The 20,444-nt window shown below is 31.2% G+C and carries 15 protein-coding genes, 1 tRNA gene and 1 pseudogene; 3 read left to right on the forward strand and 14 right to left on the reverse strand.

Annotated features, from left to right (window positions below):
• Positions 1-27: 27 nt before the first annotated feature.
• The 5 genes from KAR67_RS02365 to KAR67_RS02385 form a co-directional block, all read right to left on the reverse strand.
• Positions 28-1,632: an ATP-dependent metallopeptidase FtsH/Yme1/Tma family protein gene (locus KAR67_RS02365; RefSeq protein WP_002778998.1), complete on the reverse strand. Its 1,605-nt coding sequence runs from the start codon at positions 1,630-1,632 to the stop codon at positions 28-30.
• Complete coding sequence (mtaB, locus tag KAR67_RS02370; protein ID WP_002786631.1) at positions 1,629-2,885, reverse strand: tRNA (N(6)-L-threonylcarbamoyladenosine(37)-C(2))-methylthiotransferase MtaB; 1,257 nt, start codon at positions 2,883-2,885, stop codon at positions 1,629-1,631. Before mtaB ends, KAR67_RS02365 begins: the two co-directional genes overlap by 4 nt.
• A complete protein-coding gene (locus KAR67_RS02375; protein ID WP_002779003.1) occupies positions 2,882-4,453 on the reverse strand; it encodes a mechanosensitive ion channel domain-containing protein in 1,572 nt (523 codons plus the stop codon). The genes mtaB and KAR67_RS02375 overlap by 4 nt, the downstream gene beginning before the upstream one ends.
• Entirely contained in the window at positions 4,450-5,505 is a 1,056-nt protein-coding gene (gene aroB / locus KAR67_RS02380) for a 3-dehydroquinate synthase (RefSeq protein WP_002779005.1), read from the reverse strand. The genes KAR67_RS02375 and aroB overlap by 4 nt, the downstream gene beginning before the upstream one ends.
• A 167-nt stretch (positions 5,506-5,672) precedes the next feature.
• Entirely contained in the window at positions 5,673-7,073 is a 1,401-nt protein-coding gene (locus tag KAR67_RS02385; RefSeq protein ID WP_002779007.1) for a TrkA C-terminal domain-containing protein, read from the reverse strand.
• Positions 7,074-7,102: 29 nt separating this feature from the next.
• Between KAR67_RS02385 and tgt the strand changes: the two genes are divergently transcribed.
• From tgt to KAR67_RS02400, 3 genes are all read left to right on the forward strand, one after another.
• Positions 7,103-8,236: a tRNA guanosine(34) transglycosylase Tgt gene (tgt, locus tag KAR67_RS02390; RefSeq protein WP_162284686.1), complete on the forward strand. Its 1,134-nt coding sequence runs from the start codon at positions 7,103-7,105 to the stop codon at positions 8,234-8,236.
• Positions 8,223-8,993, forward strand: coding sequence for a CorA family divalent cation transporter (locus tag KAR67_RS02395; RefSeq protein ID WP_002779011.1), 771 nt, complete (start codon positions 8,223-8,225; stop codon positions 8,991-8,993). Before tgt ends, KAR67_RS02395 begins: the two co-directional genes overlap by 14 nt.
• 54 nt (positions 8,994-9,047) lie before the next feature.
• Positions 9,048-9,124: transfer RNA gene (locus KAR67_RS02400), tRNA-Arg, on the forward strand.
• Between the two features lie 505 nt (positions 9,125-9,629).
• Here KAR67_RS02400 and KAR67_RS09875 read toward each other — a convergent pair.
• The 9 genes and pseudogenes from KAR67_RS09875 to KAR67_RS02450 all read right to left on the reverse strand — a co-directional run bounded on the left by KAR67_RS09875 (position 9,630) and on the right by KAR67_RS02450 (position 20,442).
• A pseudogene (locus tag KAR67_RS09875) lies at positions 9,630-12,296 on the reverse strand (autotransporter outer membrane beta-barrel domain-containing protein).
• Positions 12,297-12,710: 414 nt separating this feature from the next.
• Positions 12,711-12,881 (reverse strand): hypothetical protein, encoded by a 171-nt coding sequence (locus tag KAR67_RS02415; protein WP_002782155.1) that lies wholly within the window; start codon positions 12,879-12,881, stop codon positions 12,711-12,713.
• 69 nt (positions 12,882-12,950) lie between these two features.
• A complete protein-coding gene (locus KAR67_RS02420) occupies positions 12,951-13,091 on the reverse strand; it encodes a hypothetical protein (RefSeq protein ID WP_002779018.1) in 141 nt (46 codons plus the stop codon).
• 165 nt (positions 13,092-13,256) lie between these two features.
• Positions 13,257-13,712 carry a hypothetical protein gene (locus KAR67_RS02425; protein WP_002779020.1) on the reverse strand — a complete coding sequence of 152 codons (456 nt, stop codon included), beginning with the start codon at positions 13,710-13,712 and terminating at the stop codon, positions 13,257-13,259.
• Positions 13,712-16,972 carry a c-type cytochrome biogenesis protein CcsB gene (gene ccsB / locus KAR67_RS02430; protein WP_002814938.1) on the reverse strand — a complete coding sequence of 1,087 codons (3,261 nt, stop codon included), beginning with the start codon at positions 16,970-16,972 and terminating at the stop codon, positions 13,712-13,714. Before ccsB ends, KAR67_RS02425 begins: the two co-directional genes overlap by 1 nt.
• 15 nt (positions 16,973-16,987) lie before the next feature.
• Positions 16,988-17,683: an ABC transporter ATP-binding protein gene (locus tag KAR67_RS02435; protein ID WP_002782151.1), complete on the reverse strand. Its 696-nt coding sequence runs from the start codon at positions 17,681-17,683 to the stop codon at positions 16,988-16,990.
• Positions 17,670-18,440: an ABC transporter ATP-binding protein gene (locus KAR67_RS02440; RefSeq protein WP_002790197.1), complete on the reverse strand. Its 771-nt coding sequence runs from the start codon at positions 18,438-18,440 to the stop codon at positions 17,670-17,672. The genes KAR67_RS02435 and KAR67_RS02440 overlap by 14 nt, the downstream gene beginning before the upstream one ends.
• Entirely contained in the window at positions 18,440-19,480 is a 1,041-nt protein-coding gene (locus KAR67_RS02445; RefSeq protein WP_002782148.1) for a branched-chain amino acid ABC transporter permease, read from the reverse strand. Before KAR67_RS02445 ends, KAR67_RS02440 begins: the two co-directional genes overlap by 1 nt.
• A 2-nt stretch (positions 19,481-19,482) precedes the next feature.
• The gene (locus KAR67_RS02450) at positions 19,483-20,442 is read right to left on the reverse strand and encodes a branched-chain amino acid ABC transporter permease (protein ID WP_002779036.1); all 960 of its coding nucleotides are present in this window, start codon (positions 20,440-20,442) and stop codon (positions 19,483-19,485) included.
• Positions 20,443-20,444 lie beyond the last annotated feature (2 nt).

Consider the following 20,444-nt stretch of genomic DNA (forward strand, 5'->3'; position numbering starts at 1 on the left):
GACAAAATCTAAAGCCATATAGATACTTTAAACCTGAACTACTTCTTTAACATCGTTATACTCTATCTTTTCTTTTTCAAGTAAAATTTTAGCAAGCGTTGAAATTTTTTCTTTTAAAGGGAATAAAAACTCATCTAGCTCCCTTTTAATTTCATTTAAATTTGGTTCTTCAAGCATACCAAAGCTTATCATATAATCAAGCAATTCTTTAACTTTTAAAAAATCATTCTGTGAGTTTGTATAGCTTTCATTATAAATCAAACTCATAGCTCTAGAGCCTGCTAAATAAACCTTAATGCGATTGATAAGTTCTGATTTTGAGCGAATGGCATGCTCGTATTCCTTAAAACGATCTTCAATAAGAGTAATTTTCTCAAATCCTATATCAAAATAATACGCACTCAAAGCTTTTGCGGCCTGATAAGTCGCTTGTATACCCTTTTCTTCATCATTAAAACTTAGAATTTTTTTCTTTCCTAAAAGCACCTTATTTAGTACAGCATAAAAATCGCTTTCTTCCACCAAAGAACTATTTCTTCTTAAAGCATTGATAGCCGCTTCATTAACTAAGGTTTCAAGTCCAGCACCGCTAAAACCTACACTTGCTTTTGCAATTTTATTTAAATCAATATTGTTATTTTTACCCTTCATGTAAATTTCTAAAATTTTAAGCCTATCTTTAAAATCTGGCAAAGATAAGAAAATGCGTCTATCAAAACGCCCTGAACGAAGTAAAGCAGGATCCATTAGCTCGATTTTATTAGTCGCGGCGATTACGATAACACCACTATTATCTTCAAAACCATCCATTTGGGTTAAGAGTTGATTTAAGGTGCTATCTCTTTCGACATTAGACATTTCACCCCTTGCTTTACCCACCGCATCAATTTCATCAATAAAAATAATACTTGGAGCCATCATTTTAGCTCTAGAAAAAAGCTCCCTTACTCTTTTAGCTCCCATTCCTACATAAATTTCAACAAAACTTGATCCGCTTTGATAAAAAAAAGGTACCCCTGCTTCGCCTGCAACCGCCTTAGCAATCAAAGTTTTCCCTACCCCTGGAGGACCTACCATTAAAACACCCTTTGGCATTTTTACACCAAATTCTTTGTATTTTTTAGGATTTTGCAAAAAATCCACAAGTTCACTAAGCTCCATTTTTACTTCACTCACGCCTGCTACATCATTAAAGGTGATATTAGAAATCACAGGTTTTATATTGGAACTTTCTAAATTTGTGGTAGAAGTTTGGGTTTGAGTTTTACTAGATATAGGATACTTAGCTAATTCTTTTTTTCGTGCAAAATAAACAAAACTTAATAAAAGCGCGATAAGAAATACAAATATAACAAAAAATACCCACAAAGTACTGTCTTTTTTGATTTCCACAGGAACTTTTGATAAAAGGGTTTTAATATCTACACCATCTTTTACGATCACATAGCTCTCACCCTTAGCTTTAAGCCAAATTTCATCCTTATCAATCACTGCTTTTTCGATTAAATTTTGACTTAATAAACTTTGGTAAAGATTTTCATCTATGTATTTAGGTTCATTTTTAAAATACAAAATTCCAAAAAGCAAACACAAGATAAGAAAAGATATCAATATAATTTTTTTGTTTTTCATTTTTTACCCTCTAAGTCTGCGAAATTATGCTTTTCTTGCACTTCATATCGCTCTAATTTTAGCCATTCTTTTGCTATATATTTACTGCTTTTGATTTTTATTTTATTAAAAAACTGATCATAACCTTCAAAAAAACCATCTTTTTGATTTTCAACTAAAATTTCAAGTGGAGTTTTAACTCTTTTTCTAAATTCATAGTTATTATTTTCTATAATAACTTTTAAAGTATTTAATCTTTCTTTAGCCACAGCACCATTTATAGTATCTTTCATGGTGGCTGAATGCGTGTTGTTTCTAGGGCTAAAAATAAAAGCATGGATATGAGTAAGTGGAAATTCTTGAAAATGCTTTAAAGCCTCATGCCAAAGCTCCTCGGTTTCCCCTGGATGCCCTACGATAAAATCAGTCCCCAAAGCATATCCTTTACTGGCTATGGTATTAAAAAGCTTCAAGTCATTATCTGTATGCGATCTTCTTCTCATGATGCGAAGCATTTTTTCACTTGTATGTTGCAAAGCGATATGTAAATGTCGCTCCATCCATCTTTCATCTAAAATTTCTAAAAAACTTTCATCAATTTGAGCAGGCTCTAAACTACCAAGTCTTATGCGTTTTATACCTGAAATTTGACCCATTTTTTGCAAAAGCTTACCTAGTGTTGTTCCATTTTTAAGTCCGTAAGAACCTATGTTTGTACCTGTTAAAACCACTTCGCTATAGCCATTTGCTCCTAAAATTTCAACCTGCCTTAACAAAGCCTGCTCATCAACACTTCTTGATTTCCCACGCACGCTAGGGATAATGCAATAAGAACAAGCAAAATCGCAACCTTCTTGAATTTTAACAAAGGCTTTGGTGTGATTTTCGTACTCACAAACTATATCTTTATCAATAAAATTTAAATTTCCAAGCTCGTAAAAACTTGTTTTTAAACCCAAAAATTCATTGATTTTATCTTTATTTGATGCTCCAAGCACCCCAAAAACTTGTTTTTTATCCAAAAGTTCTTTGCCTTTACTCACTGCACCGCAACCCGTAAGTATAACTCTAACACCCTTTTTTTGCATGGAATTAATATAAGACTTTATTCCGCTGTCTGCACCATTGGTAACAGTGCAAGAATTAACTACGATAATCTGTGCTTTTTCTTCATCATTTACGATTTCATAATCTTTTACATAACTTTTCAAAAGCTCTGTATCGTATATATTGGTGCGACATCCAAAGGTTTTAAAAAAAACTTTTTCTTTCAATTGTTATCCTTTGTATGAAAATGCATAGAATTATAATGAGTCTCAAAAGGAGCTTGATTTAAATTTCCTAAATATAAATTTTGAGATGGATAAGCTATTTTAATATCCTCATGCTTGTTAAATTCTTTAATAATCTCTTTACTGATAGCGCTTCGAAGTATCAATGCTGCGTATGAATTTGTCATATACCAAGCAGATATTCTCATCCCCCAATGTTCAAAAAAGACAAAAAATCTAGGCTCTACTTTGGGATTTCTTATGCTGTATTCATTTTGCAGTCTTTTCATTGTTTTTTTGGCTAGTTCTGTATAGCCCTTTGCTAGGCGGTTGACAACTTCTTCAACTATAGCTTGAGCTTTTTCTATGTTAGAATCAAAAGTAACGCTAATATCTATACCATCTAAAATCGTTTTCATTCCATGATGAGTATAATTAGAAATAAGATTTGTAAAAACATAATTATTGGGTATGAAAACAATACGCCCTGCTCTACGATTTTTACTATAAGTTTCAAGTGTAATATCTTCATATAAAGTGATACGCAAAAAAGAAATATCTATAATATCCCCCACATAAGTAGTATCATTTTGAAAAACTTTTACACGATCCCCTACTCTAAAGCTTCCACCAAAAACGATCACACACCATCCAAGCATAGACATAAACATATCTTTCATAGCAATAGCTAAGCCTGCTGATGCAAAACCAAGTATAGTAACAAGATAGGTTATATTTTCTATATAAGCAAAAAGCAAAATAAGAAAAATGATATTAAGGTTAATAAAATTGATAATCTTTGTTGCTGTGTAGTATCTTTCATTATCCTTTATGTATTTTTTAGCAACAAGTTTTAACATAAAAGCAATAGCTACAACAATAACAATAGCTATGACTATATTAATCGCTCTTAAACCCTGCGCTTTGATTTCAGCACTTACTCTTGCAATTTCATCATCAATCTTTTTTTCATAAACAGAATAAGAAACACTAGCAAATTTTAAGGCTTGATCAAATTCTTCAAGTTTTTTATCTGATGCTTTTAATGCTTCTATATTTTCGATATTTGATTCTAGATTGACTAATTCTTTGAGTTCTAAATTCTTTTCTCTGATTTTTTCTACCAAATTCTTAAAATCATTAAATTTAAAGGCATATTCTTCTTTTTCTCCTCTTAATTTTTTAATATGAGAAAAAGCCCCAATAATCGCAAAAGGATTGGTGAGCTTAGATAAAGTTTCTATATCTTCAGGTGCACTAAGACTATGGGCAAAGTTTAATTCTTTATACTCTTTAAGGACATTAAGCTGTTCTTCTAAAGTTGCTATTTTTCGTTTTAATTCATCTTGTAAATGCACATCTTCTATTTTTTTTAATTCTAAATTTAAGATAATAAGTTCATCATTTATATCTTGATATTTGATAAAATTTTCATAGCGTACATCCCAAATACTAGCTCCAATAACAGTGTCTAAATTGCTTATTTTTTCATTGATATTATTAATAATAGTGCGATTTATATCGCCAAAAGCAAAAAGACTAAAGCAAAGTAAAAGAAGGATTTTTCTCATTGAAATTCTTCCAAGGTTTCCAATATCATTTCTTTGGCAATATCACCTTTTATGAGTCCCTTGCCCAAAGAATTTGCAAGAATGAAATTTAATTTTTGATTAGCACTTTTTTTATCCATGAAAAAAGCCTCATAAAACTCGTTGATGTTTTCGATTTTATAATGCGTTGGCAAATTAAATTGAAGTAAAATTTTTTCTATTCTCTCGCATTCTTCTTTACTTAATAATCCTAATTTTAAAGCCAAGCGATTTGCCATATTCATCCCTATAGCCACTGCTTCACCATGTAAATATTGTTTATAATCTGTAAAATTTTCTATCACATGAGCAAAGGTATGACCATAATTTAAAAGCATTCTTAAGCCTGATTCCTTCTCATCACACTCCACAACTCTTGCCTTAAGCTCTACGCTTTTAGAAATAATTTGAGTAAAAATTTCGTTTTCGCAAGTCGCATTTAAAAAACTTTCCTTATCAATCGCTTCTATAAATTCAAGCAAATCCCTATCAAACATTGCTGCCATTTTGATAAATTCAGCCATCCCTGCGGCCAATTCTCTTCTACCTAAGGTTCTTAAAAATTCACTTTCGCAATACACAGCTTTAGGCTGATAAAAAGTGCCTATTAAATTTTTTCCAAAAGCATTATTAACTCCTGTTTTGCCACCTACTGCAGCATCCACACAAGCTAAAAGCGTAGTAGGGATATTGATAAAATCAATCCCCCTTTGATAAATACTTGCCGCAAATCCACCCATATCGCTAATTACTCCACCTCCAAAGCTTATCAATATACTTTTTCGGTTAAGTTTGGAATTAAACATTTGATTTAAAATTTTTTCCAAAGTGAGTAAATTTTTGTATTCTTCACCATCTTCTATCGTCGCTATAAAAAGCTCTTTAGCCTTAATTTTAGACAATAGTGTTTTTAAATGGAGTCCTGAAATTTTAGGATTTGAAAGTATAAAAACCTTAGTATCTAATTCTAAATTATCCAACTCGTCTATATAAACCTTGTAAGCGTTTTCTTTTAAATCTACATTTATTTGCATTGTTCTACTTTTATTTTGAAATTAAATCTATTCTAGCAAATTAGGGCTAATCATTTTCTTAGTTCTAAGCCATAAAGCTAAGAAAATTTAAAATAAAAATCTTTTTTGAAACACTAAAAAACAAGCTCCTAAAAAAATAATACTTTATCATAAGCCTTAAATGATTCTCATTCTACAGGTATGAAAAGTTGATAATTTTGCCTCATTTTAGAATAATGTCTATTGAGATTAGTGCTTAAACTTTTGCTAAATTCTCCCTCCAAAAGCTCTTTTTCAAAACTCACAAATTGCAACAAATCTGCACGGTAAGATAAAGATAAAATAGGATTTTCATCATTTTTGCTTATAATTTGGATATTCTTATCGTAAAGCTTAGATAAACTTCCAAAATACTCCTCCATATCTGTAGTATTTTGCAAATTAGGATTATAATAATACAAAGTAATATCAAAATCAAGTTGCTTACTAAGATCTGTGATCACATTTGCATTATTTTCAAGTTCGGTTTCATTAGTACTTAAAATAACAGCATTTTGAATATTTTCGAATTTACCCTCACCTATTTTCAAAATAGGAATTTTCAATTCAAAAAAAGTTTTTTTCTCTTGCTCAAAATGTTTAAAATCTGTAAGAATAATACCTATATCATTATTTTCCAAGAAAGAATTTAAATTTGCAAAATCTGTATTAAAAAAATCAAAAAATATACTTTCTTGCTCATCTGAAAGTTGCTTCATTTTATCATATAAAGCACCCAATTTAGGATTAAGCACCCTTATAAAAAATTTCTTAGCATTGCTTTTTTTAACCAATTGCAAAGTGGTATCTAGTAATCTTTCTTGTGTATCTTCACTCATTTTTTTCATATCAATAAGAGTGAAGATATTGCTCCCAAAAGGAAGTGGAAATTGTCCTGCTTTACCTCTGATATTGTGAAAAATACTTTGAAGAACAGCGGGATCGCCTACGATTAAAATGCTGTCGTTAGGCTGTAAAACAAAAGATGGCTTAACAAAATAAATTTTAGAATTTCTATAAATGAGTACTATACGCCATCTTTTTTGCTGTATGGAGCTAATATGCCTGTATGCAAAAATCGACCCTGCAGGAATTTTAACTTCCATAACCTCCCCAACACCCAATCCAACACAATAAGCCGTTAAAGCAATATCAGGCAAAAAATCCATAAATCTTCGGCTCAAAGTCATTCTAGCATCGGCTAAATTTGTATGAACATCATTAATATTCAAACCCCAAAAATCCATGATCTCAATCTCTAAATTTGCATCTAAAGAACGCAAAGCTTCGTAGGTTTTTTTAGTTTCAAATTCATCTTGCATATAGATAAAAGCTTGTTTGAAAGATTTATTCATAAGAGTTTCAAGGCGGGCTGTGCTAGTGGGATCAAAATGATGAAATTCAATATATTCGCTATTTGCACCTAAATTTATATTTTCTTCATTTTGGCAAACTATGGTAAAAAAATATCCCAAGCCTTTTTCAAAACAAAGCCTTTCTAAGAAATGCTTTGCTAAAATACCATCAATTATTATTAAAATATGATTCATTTTGCACTCCAAAAAGGAAATTATAACAAATGGAATTTAAATTAAAGCATAAAGACAACCTAGCTAGAGTATGTGAGATAACAACAGCTCATAGCACTTTTGAAACCCCTATTTTTATGCCAGTAGGCACAGTAGGTGCTGTAAAAAGCCTTGATGCAATTGATCTTAAAGAACAACTTAATGCAAAAATCATCCTAGCAAACACTTATCATATGTATTTAAGGCCTGGTTCTAAAATCGTAAAACATTTTGGTGGTTTGCACGGCTTTACAAAATTTGATAGAAGTTTTCTTACTGATAGTGGTGGCTTTCAAGCTTTTTCACTTTCTGCTAATTCTAAACATTTTCAAGAGGGTATAAAATTTAAAAGCCATATAGATGGTTCTAAGCATTTATTTACTCCTAAAAGCGTATTAGATACTCAATATGATTTAAATAGTGATATCATGATGATACTAGATGATCTTATCGCCCTTCCTGCTACAAAAGAACGCATTAAAGTTTCAGTAGATAGAACTATAAAATGGGCAAAAGAAGCGATTGATTATCACAAACAAATGCAAATTCAAGGACTAGGTCTAAAACAAAATATTTTTGGAATCATACAAGGGGGAACCGATTATGAAGAACGCAAACGCTGTGCTTTAGCCCTTAATGAAATGGATTTTGATGGACTTGCTATAGGAGGACTTAGCGTAGGTGAAGAAAATGCTCTTATGTATGAAACTGTGGAAAATTTAAACCCTTTTTTAGATGAAAATCGCCCCCGCTACCTTATGGGGGTTGGAACTCCTGAGGATTTGGTTGAAAACATAGAGCGAGGGGTGGATATGTTTGATTGTGTTATGCCTACTAGAAATGCTAGAAATGGAACTTTTTTCACCAATTTTGGCAAATTTAATATCAAAAGAGCTGAATTTATCAACGATCATGAAAGCATTGATAATGAATGCTCATGCTATACCTGTCGTAATTTCTCACGCGGATATTTAAACCATCTTTTTAAAGCTAAAGAATTAACCTTTTTTCGCTTGGCTAGTTTGCATAATTTACATTATTATTTAACCTTAGTAGCGCAAGCACGAGAGGCGATAAAAAAGTCTGAATTTAAAAAATTCAAATACGAATTTTACGCCAAAAGGCTAACCAATGGTATGCGATGAGAATTTAAGCAAATTTCTTGCAAATAAAAATTTAAATACTTTATATATGGATTTTTTAGGGCAAAAAATTTTGATTTTAAATTCTTACAGCTCAAAAACAAAAAAGGCGAATTTCAGTGTTTTTGGATTTGAGGATGATACAATTTTCAAACTTGAAAATGCTCAATTTAAACCTTTTTCTTTAAATGATTTTTTAAGCACCATTCGGGCTATTTTAGAGGATTGTAAAAATGAAAATGCTTACTTTGAACGCATTTTAGAACGCAAAGAAAATATACTTTTAAAAGGCAATTTGATCAAAAATTTCTTTAAAAAAAGTTTTATCCTAAAACAAAAAATCAATAAAAATTTAAAAAACCTTTCCTTGCTTGATGAGGCATTGAATTTATTAGCAGGGACAAGCCCGCATAAAAAAGCTTTAAAGCCTATTATCTTTGCTGTCGGGGTTACATTAAAAAACAACAAAGAAATTATTACTAGATTAAACGAGCTTCATTTATTAATGAGTGCAATTAAAAATGAAAAAATGAATCAAAGCTTATATTTTTTAAGCATATTATCTGCAATATTTTTACCTCTTAATCTGATAGTAGGTTTTTTTGGTATGAATACTAATGATTTGTTTTTAAGCAATGTTAAACATGCAACTTGGTATGTTTTTGCTCTTATATGTTTTATTTTATTAAGTGGCTTAATCGTTTATCGCAAAAAAAGAAAGAAAGAATTAGAATTTGAAGATAAAATCTTAAACAAATAACCTAATTTTAAGAAAATTTTTTATACAATTACATCTTTAAAAATACAAAAAGATGCGCTCATAGCTCAGCTGGATAGAGCATTTGATTGCGGTTCAAAAGGTCAGAGGTTCGAATCCTCTTGAGCGCACCATTACTTCTTATATCAATTTATCTCACTTAACAAATAAAAGCCAATAAATCAAAACTTTGTAAGAATGGTAATTAATATCTTTTGATCAATTCAAAAATATGTGCAAAAAATTTCTTCTAAGAATTTACATATATTTTATATGCTTATAAAAAGATGAAAGATTATCAACGATAAACAATTAAAAATTAAGCTGTATTTAAAAAATTTTCATTCTCTTTTATACTTTTCTACATCACTTTGCAAGTCTAAATAAATGATTTTATCTTTTCTTGTATTATAAATATAATCTTTAAGTAGCTTTTATAGCTTTTATTGCTTTAAAATCCTTACTTTTATATATAGCAATTTGCAAAAACTAAAACTCTTTAAACATTAGCAAAGATTACTTGAAAATTTAAAAAGGATAAATATAAAACAAAGATCAACAAAAAACAATTTAAGTTTAAAAGTATAAAATAAAGCCTAATAATATCATAATCACAAGGCTTTATTTTTTTGTGTTTTACTAAAACTTAGCTCCTACTTCAAGTTTGGTGCTAAAGTCTATATTATCTTTAATATCACTTGAAAGCATTAATCTTGTAAAGAAAGATTAATTATGAGTAAAATCAATTTCTCCTTGTAGGTATAAAGAATCTTGATTGCTTAGTTTGCTTTTGGTATAGAATTTATTTAAACTTGCATCTTTAAAGCTGGCATTGTTTTTTAAAGAGTCTAAGAAATAATGATTCCATCCACCCAAGAAATAAAAATTCACAATAGCTTTGTCACTCATACCTTTTTCATAATTTACATTAAATCCCATAAAAGAATTTAAAGCATGGAAATTTTTAGAATCAATATTTAAAGCTGTAGAGTTCTGATTTTCTTCATTGATAGCGAAGTGATATAAGAAGCTGTGTTCTATATAAGCTAAAGGTCCATAGCTTACCCCATAGTGATTAAAGCTTTTACCTATACCTACCATTTCACTAATAAGATAAGAATTAAACTTAGAATTATAATTTGCACTAAAAGCTCCTATGTTTACATTTCTATTAAGCTTGGTATGCTCATAACCCATTCTAAAACTTCCTAAAAGATAAAAATCTTCTAAATCATATTTAGAAAAAATGCCTGCATATGCCCCTGTGGTTTTTGTATTAGCTAAGGTATCATCTATATCTATATTATTAGTATTTAACACCAAATTAAATCCTAAATTGAAACTATCAAATCCCTTAATAGCTTTGCCTTTACTCCACCTCCATAGCCTTTATAAGCATCAAAATCTCCATTAGCTCTTGAGCTTTGATAAGTTCCAAATGGGGTTACGAAGCTTTGCCATTCATTGGCATATTCGCTTAGGGCTTCTTTATTGAGCTCCTCTTGGAAATCTAAAGAAATTTTAGCACTGTCTAAATAAGCTTTAGCATTAAGCTCGTTTAAACCCTGAGCTATGGTTTGTGCATCTGTAGCAAAGTCCAATTCTTTAAAAAGCAAAGCAATATCTTCATATTTTTAAAGAATTTAAAGCATAAGCTAAAGAAATATCGCTTGAATTTTTAATATAAGGAGTATAATCACGAACAACTCCTAATTCTTTTGTATTTGCATCATAGATAAAATTTAAAGTAGGAGAAAAATCAAGACTACTATCATAAACAATAGAATTAAAAGCACCTTGAATTTGATTTGCGCTAATTAAATCAGGATCTAACACTACTTTATCTTTATAAAAGTCTTTTAACATGTAAAAATTAAAAGCTCCTGCTAAATTAGCATTACCTCCTACATATACTAGACTTTGTCCATTAGCATTAATACCTGCAGTTAGGATAGCATTTGAATCCTGAGTGAAATTGTTTTTAATATATAATAAAGAAGGGTTGATGCCATCTGCACCGAGTAGGCTAAAATGGGCTTTATTGTTTAAATCATAAACAAAAGCACTACCTTGTAGATTAAGATTCTCATTAACATTCGTTTTAAAATTATCATAACCTAATACATTAGCTTTAACACTCCAAGTATTATCTAAAGCATTGAAAGCAGCTCTTGATAAGCTAGAGTCAGAACCAAAATTAAGATCTGTATAAAAGCTATCTTTGTATTGATTTGCTAATTTTTCATTATTAGGATCCCAATTAGAAATAATATCTCCTTCTACCTTAGCCCATTGTGCTATGTTGATAGTGTTTACATAAGCATTATCAGCTATATAAATGGAAGCTAAAGAACCTATAGTAGAGCTAGCAGCATTAAGATTTAAACTTTTAACCAAGACTCCATCTAGGTTATACTCCGCAAGATCGTCTTGATTATTACCAGACATTTGATGTATATAAGAGCCACGGTATTCTTCAGCATTGCCTAGAGTGTTATCCCCAAAATCTATATTGATGGCTATACCCTCTTTACCTGTAGCTTTTAATTCTCCATTATGTTCAATAACATGATCTTTTCCATAAGCGATTAATAAAGCATTAGAATAATCCCCTAAGGTATAAACCTTAGTATCATTGGCTATAATCAATTGGTTATTCGATCCATCTATACGAATACCACTTGCAGCTACGCCACTTGATAAAATATCATGGCTTTGAGTGGCTATATTATTTTTACTATAGATATGCAAACTCACTCCGTATTCTGTAGGATTGTATTCTCCTATAAGCCATTTGCCATCTTTTCTAGCATAATAACCATGATCGCTTTGCCAGTTTAAAAGATTGCTTTCGTAAATAGAATCTCCATAATAAAGTTTTCTATCAAAATTATAACCTATATCCTGAAGCAAGGCTAATTCTGCTTCCATATAGAAGTTATAATTACGCCAACTTTGATGACTCATTAAAGAATTATCAAGCTCAATATGAGACATATCTAATATAATCCCTTCCCAAGCATTGATAGGAATACCATTAACCCCATCATAACCTAGTTTAGCATTTTTAATAACTTCTGCGACATTTTCTCCTTTAAAATAAACATTGCCCGAAGCATTGCTAAAACTGCCATTAATATAAACACCATCGTCCTTAACTAAGAAAACCGTCTCTCCTTTTAACTTAGCTTCTTCTACCTCTGCTTGGGTTTTAACTATTCTCATTCCTATTTGAGCTTTTACTCCATTAAGATCATATAAATGATCACTAAAACTGTTTAAAAAACCGTTAAAACATTGTCCCAAATTTCCTCCACAACTACCAGCTAAAGATAACACGCCTAAAGCATGAAAAAGCTCATGGGTGAAGGTAGAAAAAGTATCAAACTGATTCCCATTTTTAGGTAGGGTAGTAGGATGAGAAAGCTATATACCAATCAAGCTTTCCCATATTAATATGCCCTAAGTATTCTACACTTGCTTTAGTAAAAAAATCTTCTGATACACCTATAAGTTCTTGTCTAATAGTATCTATACTTTCTCCTTGTAATACCCTATTAAATATAGGACTAGAAAAGAAATCATAAGATAATGCATTGGCATTTGGAATATCAAAGGTACTTACACTGATAGGAATGGGGGAAGAATTGATTGCACTAGCTCCTATAATATTAGCCCAAAATTGAGTCGCACGAATGATTTCATTTCTTTGAATCTCATTTAAAGTATAGGAAGAGGCAACAGTTTCACCAAAAAAACCGTATTTTCTCCTTTATTGTAAAAATCAAGTTTAAAAATAGGTTTATCTTCATTATAAATAATAGTAGTATCATAAGCATTGGCTAAATTTGTACTTAAGATTAAAGCCAGAAGCATTTTATAAAAACGCATACTTACTCCTTGATAGGCATATTTTTGTCCGCGTAATTATTAGATGTGATAATAAAATTTTGCTTTAACTTATCCACCATCAACACCTTTGTGTCCTACGCTTGTAAAGCTACCCACCTCTCTTTCATCTCCAAATAATCCATAGCTTTCTACACTATAATTTATCATGGTATGTAAAACAACAAGATATTTTCTGCTTGCATCTTGCAACCAATCTCAAATATCATCACCCAAACTCTCGTCCTTTAGCGCCTTTAAAATATGCTTTCTCTCTGTAATATCTCTTCTCTTATCTCTTTATCAAAATATAAACTCCACCATAATTGCTTGTAATTTCTTTAAAAACACATACGCTTAAAAAATTTAAATCTGGTTTTATTTCTCTTCTTTGATTTTTCTTTTTGCTAAACCCATCTGCTCATAGGCATCGATTTCTTTTTTGTAAGAAGCAGAAATTTTTTTAAGCTCTTGATTTAAAAAACTTACAGTTTGAGGGCTAGCTTTTGGGTTAGCAGCTAAAGCGGATACAAATTCTAATTTATTTTTTGTTTTTTCATCTAATTCTTTAGAAGTTTTAGAGCCTAGCTTATGTGTTTGAACAAAGAGCTTTACCAACTCCTTTAAATCACGATCGCTATATTTTAAATCACTCGCCGCTGCTATCATCTTATTTAAATCATTATCAAATTTGCGGGCTTTAGCTGTATTCTCAGTATTTTTTTGTTTTTTATTTTTCTTTTTATTATCACTGAGAATCAAATAAGCTATCAAACTCAAAAAGAGGAGCAAAGCTCCAGAGGTGCAAATAATCACCCAAAAAATATGGCTCATTAAAGTTTGCCTACAAACTCACGCTTTCTTCTTGCAAGTAATGCTAAAACAATCATAATCACAACTCCCCAATAAACATAACTAGGAATTTGAGCAGCTTCTCCTGCAGCATAAGAATGCAAACCTACTAAGAAATAATTTACTCCAAAATAAGTCATAATAACAACCCAATAAGCAAACATACTCCATAATGCAAAGGTAAATTGATTAGAATATTTTGGAATCATTCTAATATGCAAAATAGCCGCATAAACCAAAATACTTACCAAAGCCCAAGTTTCTTTTGGATCCCAACTCCAATATCTACCCCAACTCTCATTGGCCCAAATTGCACCTAAGAAATTTCCAACAGTAAGCAAACAAAGTCCAAAAATCATTGACATTTCATTAATTCGAGTTGCTTCTGTGATATTTCTTAAAATACTTTGATTGTATTGATTGTTTTCTTTTAAAAAACACATTAACAATAAAGTAAAAATTCCAAGCAAAGAACAAAGTCCTAAAAATCCATAGCTAGCAGTAATAACTGACACATGGATACTAAGCCAATACGAATTAAGCACTGGCATAAGATTTGTAATTTGTGGATTCATCTCACTTAAGTGAGCCACAGCTAAAACAATACCCGCAAGTATAGAAGTCAAAGATAAAGCAATCGGACTTTTTCTAGAAAAGAAAATTCCTGAAAGAGATAAAGCCCAAGCTATATAAACCATACTCTCATATCCATTACTCCAAGGAGCATGATCTGCTAAGTAAGCACGCAATCCAAGTCCTACAGTATGGACTATAAAGGCTAAAATATTTAAAATATAAATGACTTTAAATATAAGAGAAATTTTAAGTTTTGGCGCAACCATTTTAATCAAAAGAACAATCAACAATAAAAATCCCGCGATTAAATATACAGGAGCAAGTTTGACAAAAATTTCAGCTTTATTTGAAAAAATTTCCATCTCTACTTTTGTTTTATTAGGCATAACCTCATGCCCTATTTTCTCTTGATATTGTTTGATAAAACCTAAAGCTTCATTAGCTCTTGTCCAATTTCCATCATGAAAAGCTGAGTCCACAGAAGAAAAATAATTTTTTATAAGTGTAAAAACAAACTGACCCTCTTCATCCTTAAGTGTTGTAATAGCAGAAAAAGGAGCCAACCATGCATTATTGTCATGATTTTGTATAGGAATAAATTTAAAAAGTTCTCCACTAAAAACCAAATTTACAACATTTGCTCTTTCATCTAAATAAATGATTTCTTTATCAAATACCCCTCTAGCATTTGGGTTTTTGCGGTTAGCATTTTCCACATATTTTTGAAGTTTGTAACGATTATTAGCATCAAAGAAATCCTTATATTTGACATATTTTAATTCTGGAGAAATTTCTAAAATTTCAGCGATAGCCTCACGAACATTTTTATTGCTTGGCATTAAAATAAAGGCTTCATTTTGCCATAAATCTACATTGATAAGCATTGAAAGCATTATAGCGCTTGCTTCTTGTCCTTTATAGTCTGCACTCTTATGAATTTTTTCCAAAATTTCTCTAGCTAAAGTATCAAAAGGTATCATTCTACCATCTACAGATTTTTGCACGATAAGGGCTTTAAGCTCTTTAACATGTGCTTTATCCACTATAGGTATATTTTGCTCTAAGCTTATATTTAAATCTTGAGCAAGCATTTTATCTGCTCCAAATAAAGCTACAAATAAAGCCAAAACACTAGCAGTATGCTTCAGAGCGTCTTTGTTGATAAGTCTTGCTAGAGTTCTAAATCTTGAATGTGGGTTTAAGAAATTTAAAAACATACCTAAACAAAGCAAGAAATAACCTATATATGTAGGAATTTTACCCGGGTCTTTATTGACTGATAATATCGTCCCTTTTTCATCCTGATCGTAAGAACTTTGATAAAATCTATAACCCTTATAATCTAACACATTATTCATGAAAATCCTATAATCGAAATTATCTTCATTATTTTTAACCGTAATTTCACTTGCATAAGAAGCAGGAGACATAGATCCAGGATAACGATCTATAACAAAATCTCTTAAATAAATTTCAAAAGGCAATTGCTCATATGCAAGCGCCCAAGAAATAAAGAATTTTTGCCCAGCAAGTTCTACTACGGTAGGTTTATTGTATTCAAATACATAAAATTCTTTACTTTCATTCTTATAATCTAATTGAAGTTTTAGCGCATGTGCTCCTTTTAATTCCAAAGCTTGATAATCCTTACTCATAGCAAAATCTTTAAAATTCGTAAGCCATGAAGCTTTCCAGTTTTGTGGCTCCCCAAAGCTTGATATCATTATAGTTCTTGCAAATTCTAACCAAGCTGATTTAAACCATAGCCAAAAGCTTTCATCTTGCGGCCTGTTAACACCTTGAATTTCTTGAGCTCCATGCAAAGAAGCAAATTTCACTACAAAATTTAAATTATCCAAACTATATAATCTAAGATCTTTAGCATCTGCCTTTTCGCCAATTTTAAGAGTTGAATTCTCGCCTTTTTTCATGTTAAAAACGCTTAAATTTTCACTTGAGCTTAATTTTAAATTTTTATCTATTTTGATATAAGGTTTAGCCACATCATCATTCATAAAGGCAAAATTAATTCCGTTGATATTTTGTACCTCTCCTGATCTAAATTCCAAATTCGCACCTTGGGAATTTTTTTCAGAAATAGTCAAAACAAGCAAGGGTGAAGAAACATTATCTTCTTTATAAGTATAATCTGCATCTAAAATTAAATTTTCATATTTTAAAACAGCTTTTTCATCTCCCATATTTAAATTTAATTTAAAAGAATTTGCAAAAGGTAAATTTCCTATGTAACGATCATTTACGGAAGTATAACGCTCGCCATCTTTAATAGTAGAAATTCTTAAAGAGGTTTTAGAGCTTTCAACTAAAGCATTTTGAGTGTGCTCTCGAATCGCTAATAAACCTTCAAAACCACCATAACGAGTTATAGCAGAGCCAAGCAAGATAAAAAGAAAAGAAAAATGAAAAATCATCAAAGGCATTTTTTTTAGAGCAAACATCTTATAACGAAACATTCCAAATAATAAATTTATGCCTAACAAAAGCTGTATATACTCAAACCAAAAACTATCATATACCATTGCCCATGCAGTAGGTGTACCATAAGCACTCTCTATAAAGGTTGCCAAACCACAAGATAAAGCAAAAAGCAAAAATAAAACTATAGAAATTCTTAAATCACCCACACTTTTAATAATATTTTTCATATCCTAACCTCTGTATCATAATCCTAAATATTTTTTTCTAATATTGTCATCGCCTATAAGTTTTTTAGCCTCACCTTGCATTGCAATAAGTCCATTTTCTAAAACATAAGCATAATCACTTATCTTTAACGCAGAGTAAGCATTTTGCTCCACTAAAAGTATAGTAATGCCCTCTTCCTTTAAACGCACTATGATATCAAAAACCTCTCCAACTATCTTAGGAGCAAGTCCAAGCGAGGGCTCATCAAGCATTAAAAGCTTAGGTTCGCTCATCAAAGCTCTTGAAATAGCAAGCATTTGAGCTTCCCCTCCACTTAAATTTCCTGCCATAGCATGTTTTTTGCTCGCAAGTCTTGGAAATAACTTATACATTTGCTCTCTTAAGTGCTCATAGTTTTCACTATTATTATAAGCACCTATTTTTAAATTTTCTTCGACACTAAGATTGATAAAAACGCGCCTTCCTTCAGGCACTAAAGCTATACCTTTTTGCACCAAAGTATGAGTTAGATGCCTTTTTGTATCATAACCTAAAAAATTTATTTCTCCAGTTCGTTTTACTGCATTTAAAAGCGCATTGAGAGTAGAAGTCTTTCCTGCTCCATTAGAGCCAATAAGAGAAACTATATGACCTGTTTCTACTTTAAAATCTATACCCTTAACTGCTTCAATCAAGCCATAATAAACATGCAAATTTTTAACTACTAGCATCAAAATCTCCCAAATAAGCAGCAATTACCTCTTTATGATTTACAGCATCACTTATTTTTCCTTCAAAAATAGTCTTACCGTAATCAAGCACCAAAACTTTATCACAAAGCTTATTAACAAATTTCATATCGTGCTCTATAAGCAAAACGCTGATCTTATAGTCTTTTCTAAGCTTTAAAATAAGCTCTGCTAATTCATCGCTTTCGCTAGAATTCATACCTGCAGCAGGTTCATCAAGTAAAAGAAGTTTTGGGTTTGTAGCCATAGCTCTTGCAATTTCAACTTTTCTTTGCTGACCATAACTTAAACTCGTAGCTTTCTCATCTGCAAATTCACTAATACCGAGTTCTTCTAAAAGCTTATAAGCTTTATTTTTAAATTCTTGCTCAACCCTATGGAAACGACCTAAATGCAAAAAAGCTTCCAAAACGCTATATTTCATTTGTTTATCAAAACCTATCATAACATTTTCAAGCACACTCATACTTGAAAATAATCTAATGTTTTGAAAGGTTCTTGCTATGCCTAAATGCACAATTTTATGAGGCTTTAAATCGTTAATTTTCTTATTTTGAAAAAATACTTCTCCGCTTGTTGGTTTATAATTGCCTGTAATAATATTAAAAAGTGTTGTTTTGCCCGCACCATTAGGACCAATTAGAGCAAAAATTTCACCCTCTTTAATATGAAAAGAAGTTTCATTAATAGCTCTCACTTCCCCAAATTTTTTAGTAATATTCTTAAGCTCCAAAATCATTATTTAAGTCCTTTTTTAGAAGGTCTTTTAAAGAAGGAATTAAGCTCTCTATCGCCAAAAATTCCGCGTCGTGCAAAAAGCATAACTAAAATAAGAATTAAAGAAAAAACCACCATTCTAAGTCCTGGCATAGAACCCATATCGATACCTAGAAAATCGATTTTAATCTGCATTTCATCTAAAAATCTTAACCACTCTCTTCCACCTATGATCAAAATAGCTCCCAAAATAGCTCCCGTAGTAGAACCTAAGCCGCCTAAAACTATAATTATAAGCAACATAAAAGTAAATTCAAAACCAAATTGCTCTGGAGAAACAGAGGCAAGAAGACAAACCAAAAGTCCTCCACCTACGCCCTCTAAAAAAGCAGAAGTTCCAAAAGCAAGAGTTTTAGTCCAAAAAGTATTTACTCCCATAGCGCTCGCAGCGTCTTCATCATCCCTAATTGCTTGCATTGCCCTGCCAAATTTAGAATAAACCAAATTTAAAATCAAAATAACAGATATAATCGCCACTCCACCTGTCCAATAAAGATTTGAAAGCAAAGGAATACCATTTAAGCCCATAGATCCATTTGTCCAACTTGGAAAATTAATCGCTAATTTTTGGATAATAATACCAAAACCTAAAGTTACAATAGCTAGATAATCCCCTCTTACACGAAAAACAGCAAAAGCAAGGATTAAAGATAAAACACAAGCGCTAAAGCCAGCGACTAAAAGTGCTAAGATGAAAGAATTTGTATGCAAAGCTAAAATGATAGGATTTGGGTCTTCTAAACTGAATAAATCTAATTTTTGTTCCGAGCTTAAAAGCACTAGAGCCGCAGCATAAGCACCTACTGCTATAAAACCATTTGGCTCTAAAGAAAACTGACCTGTGACACCATTGATTAAATTATAACTTACTGCTAAAGTAATATAAATAGCAATTTGATTTAATATACCAATACCATAGCCATCAAAAAATTGTGGAGCAAGCATAATAAAAGCAATAGCTAAAACAATATAAACTAAAGCTGAAATTTTAATTTTTACCATTTTTAAAACCTACTCTTTTCAAAATTTATGCCCAAAATTCCCGTTGGTCTAAAAAGTAAGATAAACACAAGAAAAATAAAAGCAAAAGCATCCTTAAAACCCGAAAGCTCTGGAAAGAAAGCCACGGCCATAACTTCAGTCAATCCTATGATGAGTCCTCCTAGAACCGCTCCTACTACAGAGCCAATCCCTCCTAAAACTGCTGCTGCAAAGGCCTTAAGTCCAACTAAAGTCCCCATAGTAGGATAAGCAGAATAGTAATTACTCGACCAAAAAATCCCTGCTAGAGCAGCTAAAGCAGATCCTAAAGCAAAAACAATGGCAATAATTCTATTTGCATTAATTCCCATTAAATTTACAGTTTGTATATCAAAAGCCAAAGCACGAATGGCTATGCCGTATTTACTTTTATAAAGGATAAAAAGGACTCCAAGCATTACTACTAGAGTTACTAAAGGTACAAGCAACGAACCTAAAGTTGTACTAACACCGCCTATGCTAACCAAAGTTTCAAATATTGGCGGTGCTGGAAATTGCTGTTCGGTTGAAGTAAAAATCACATTAAAAAGATTTTGTAAAAAAAAGCTAATACCGATTGCAGTTATCAATAATGAAATTCTAGGAGCTTTTCTTAAAGGCTTATAGGCAATTTTATCTATCAATATTCCCACAATAGAAGAAAAGATCATAGAAGCCACAAGTGCAGCTGCAAAAATAACAACAAGATATTTTCCAAGCTCATCGCTACCAAAAAAAGTTTGATTTAAATGATTGATAATTGGAGAAAAAAAATTTATCAACAAAAGGGCTATATAAGCACCCACCATCATAATATCACCGTGTGCAAAATTGATCAGCCTTAATACACCATATACCATGGTATAGCCCACGGCAATAAGTGCGTACATACTGCCTAGACTAAGACCATTAACAAGTTGTTGTAAAAATAAAGTAGAGTCCATAT

The organism is Campylobacter sp. JH32, assembly GCF_017846535.1.
Taxonomy (GTDB): domain Bacteria; phylum Campylobacterota; class Campylobacteria; order Campylobacterales; family Campylobacteraceae; genus Campylobacter_D; species Campylobacter_D coli.

Coding starts and splice junctions, on each gene's coding strand:
- KAR67_RS02425 (WP_002779020.1), bottom strand. CDS start 13,712: ATGAGCCATATTTTTTGGGTGATTATTTGCACCTCTGGAGCTTTGCTC.
- tgt (WP_162284686.1), top strand. CDS start 7,103: ATGGAATTTAAATTAAAGCATAAAGACAACCTAGCTAGAGTATGTGAG.
- KAR67_RS02435 (WP_002782151.1), bottom strand. CDS start 17,683: ATGCTAGTAGTTAAAAATTTGCATGTTTATTATGGCTTGATTGAAGCA.
- KAR67_RS02440 (WP_002790197.1), bottom strand. CDS start 18,440: ATGATTTTGGAGCTTAAGAATATTACTAAAAAATTTGGGGAAGTGAGA.
- KAR67_RS02450 (WP_002779036.1), bottom strand. CDS start 20,442: ATGGACTCTACTTTATTTTTACAACAACTTGTTAATGGTCTTAGTCTA.
- ccsB (WP_002814938.1), bottom strand. CDS start 16,972: ATGAAAAATATTATTAAAAGTGTGGGTGATTTAAGAATTTCTATAGTT.
- KAR67_RS02385 (WP_002779007.1), bottom strand. CDS start 7,073: ATGAATCATATTTTAATAATAATTGATGGTATTTTAGCAAAGCATTTC.
- KAR67_RS02365 (WP_002778998.1), bottom strand. CDS start 1,632: ATGAAAAACAAAAAAATTATATTGATATCTTTTCTTATCTTGTGTTTG.
- KAR67_RS02445 (WP_002782148.1), bottom strand. CDS start 19,480: ATGGTAAAAATTAAAATTTCAGCTTTAGTTTATATTGTTTTAGCTATT.
- KAR67_RS02415 (WP_002782155.1), bottom strand. CDS start 12,881: ATGCGTTTTTATAAAATGCTTCTGGCTTTAATCTTAAGTACAAATTTA.
- KAR67_RS02375 (WP_002779003.1), bottom strand. CDS start 4,453: ATGAGAAAAATCCTTCTTTTACTTTGCTTTAGTCTTTTTGCTTTTGGC.
- KAR67_RS02395 (WP_002779011.1), top strand. CDS start 8,223: ATGGTATGCGATGAGAATTTAAGCAAATTTCTTGCAAATAAAAATTTA.
- aroB (WP_002779005.1), bottom strand. CDS start 5,505: ATGCAAATAAATGTAGATTTAAAAGAAAACGCTTACAAGGTTTATATA.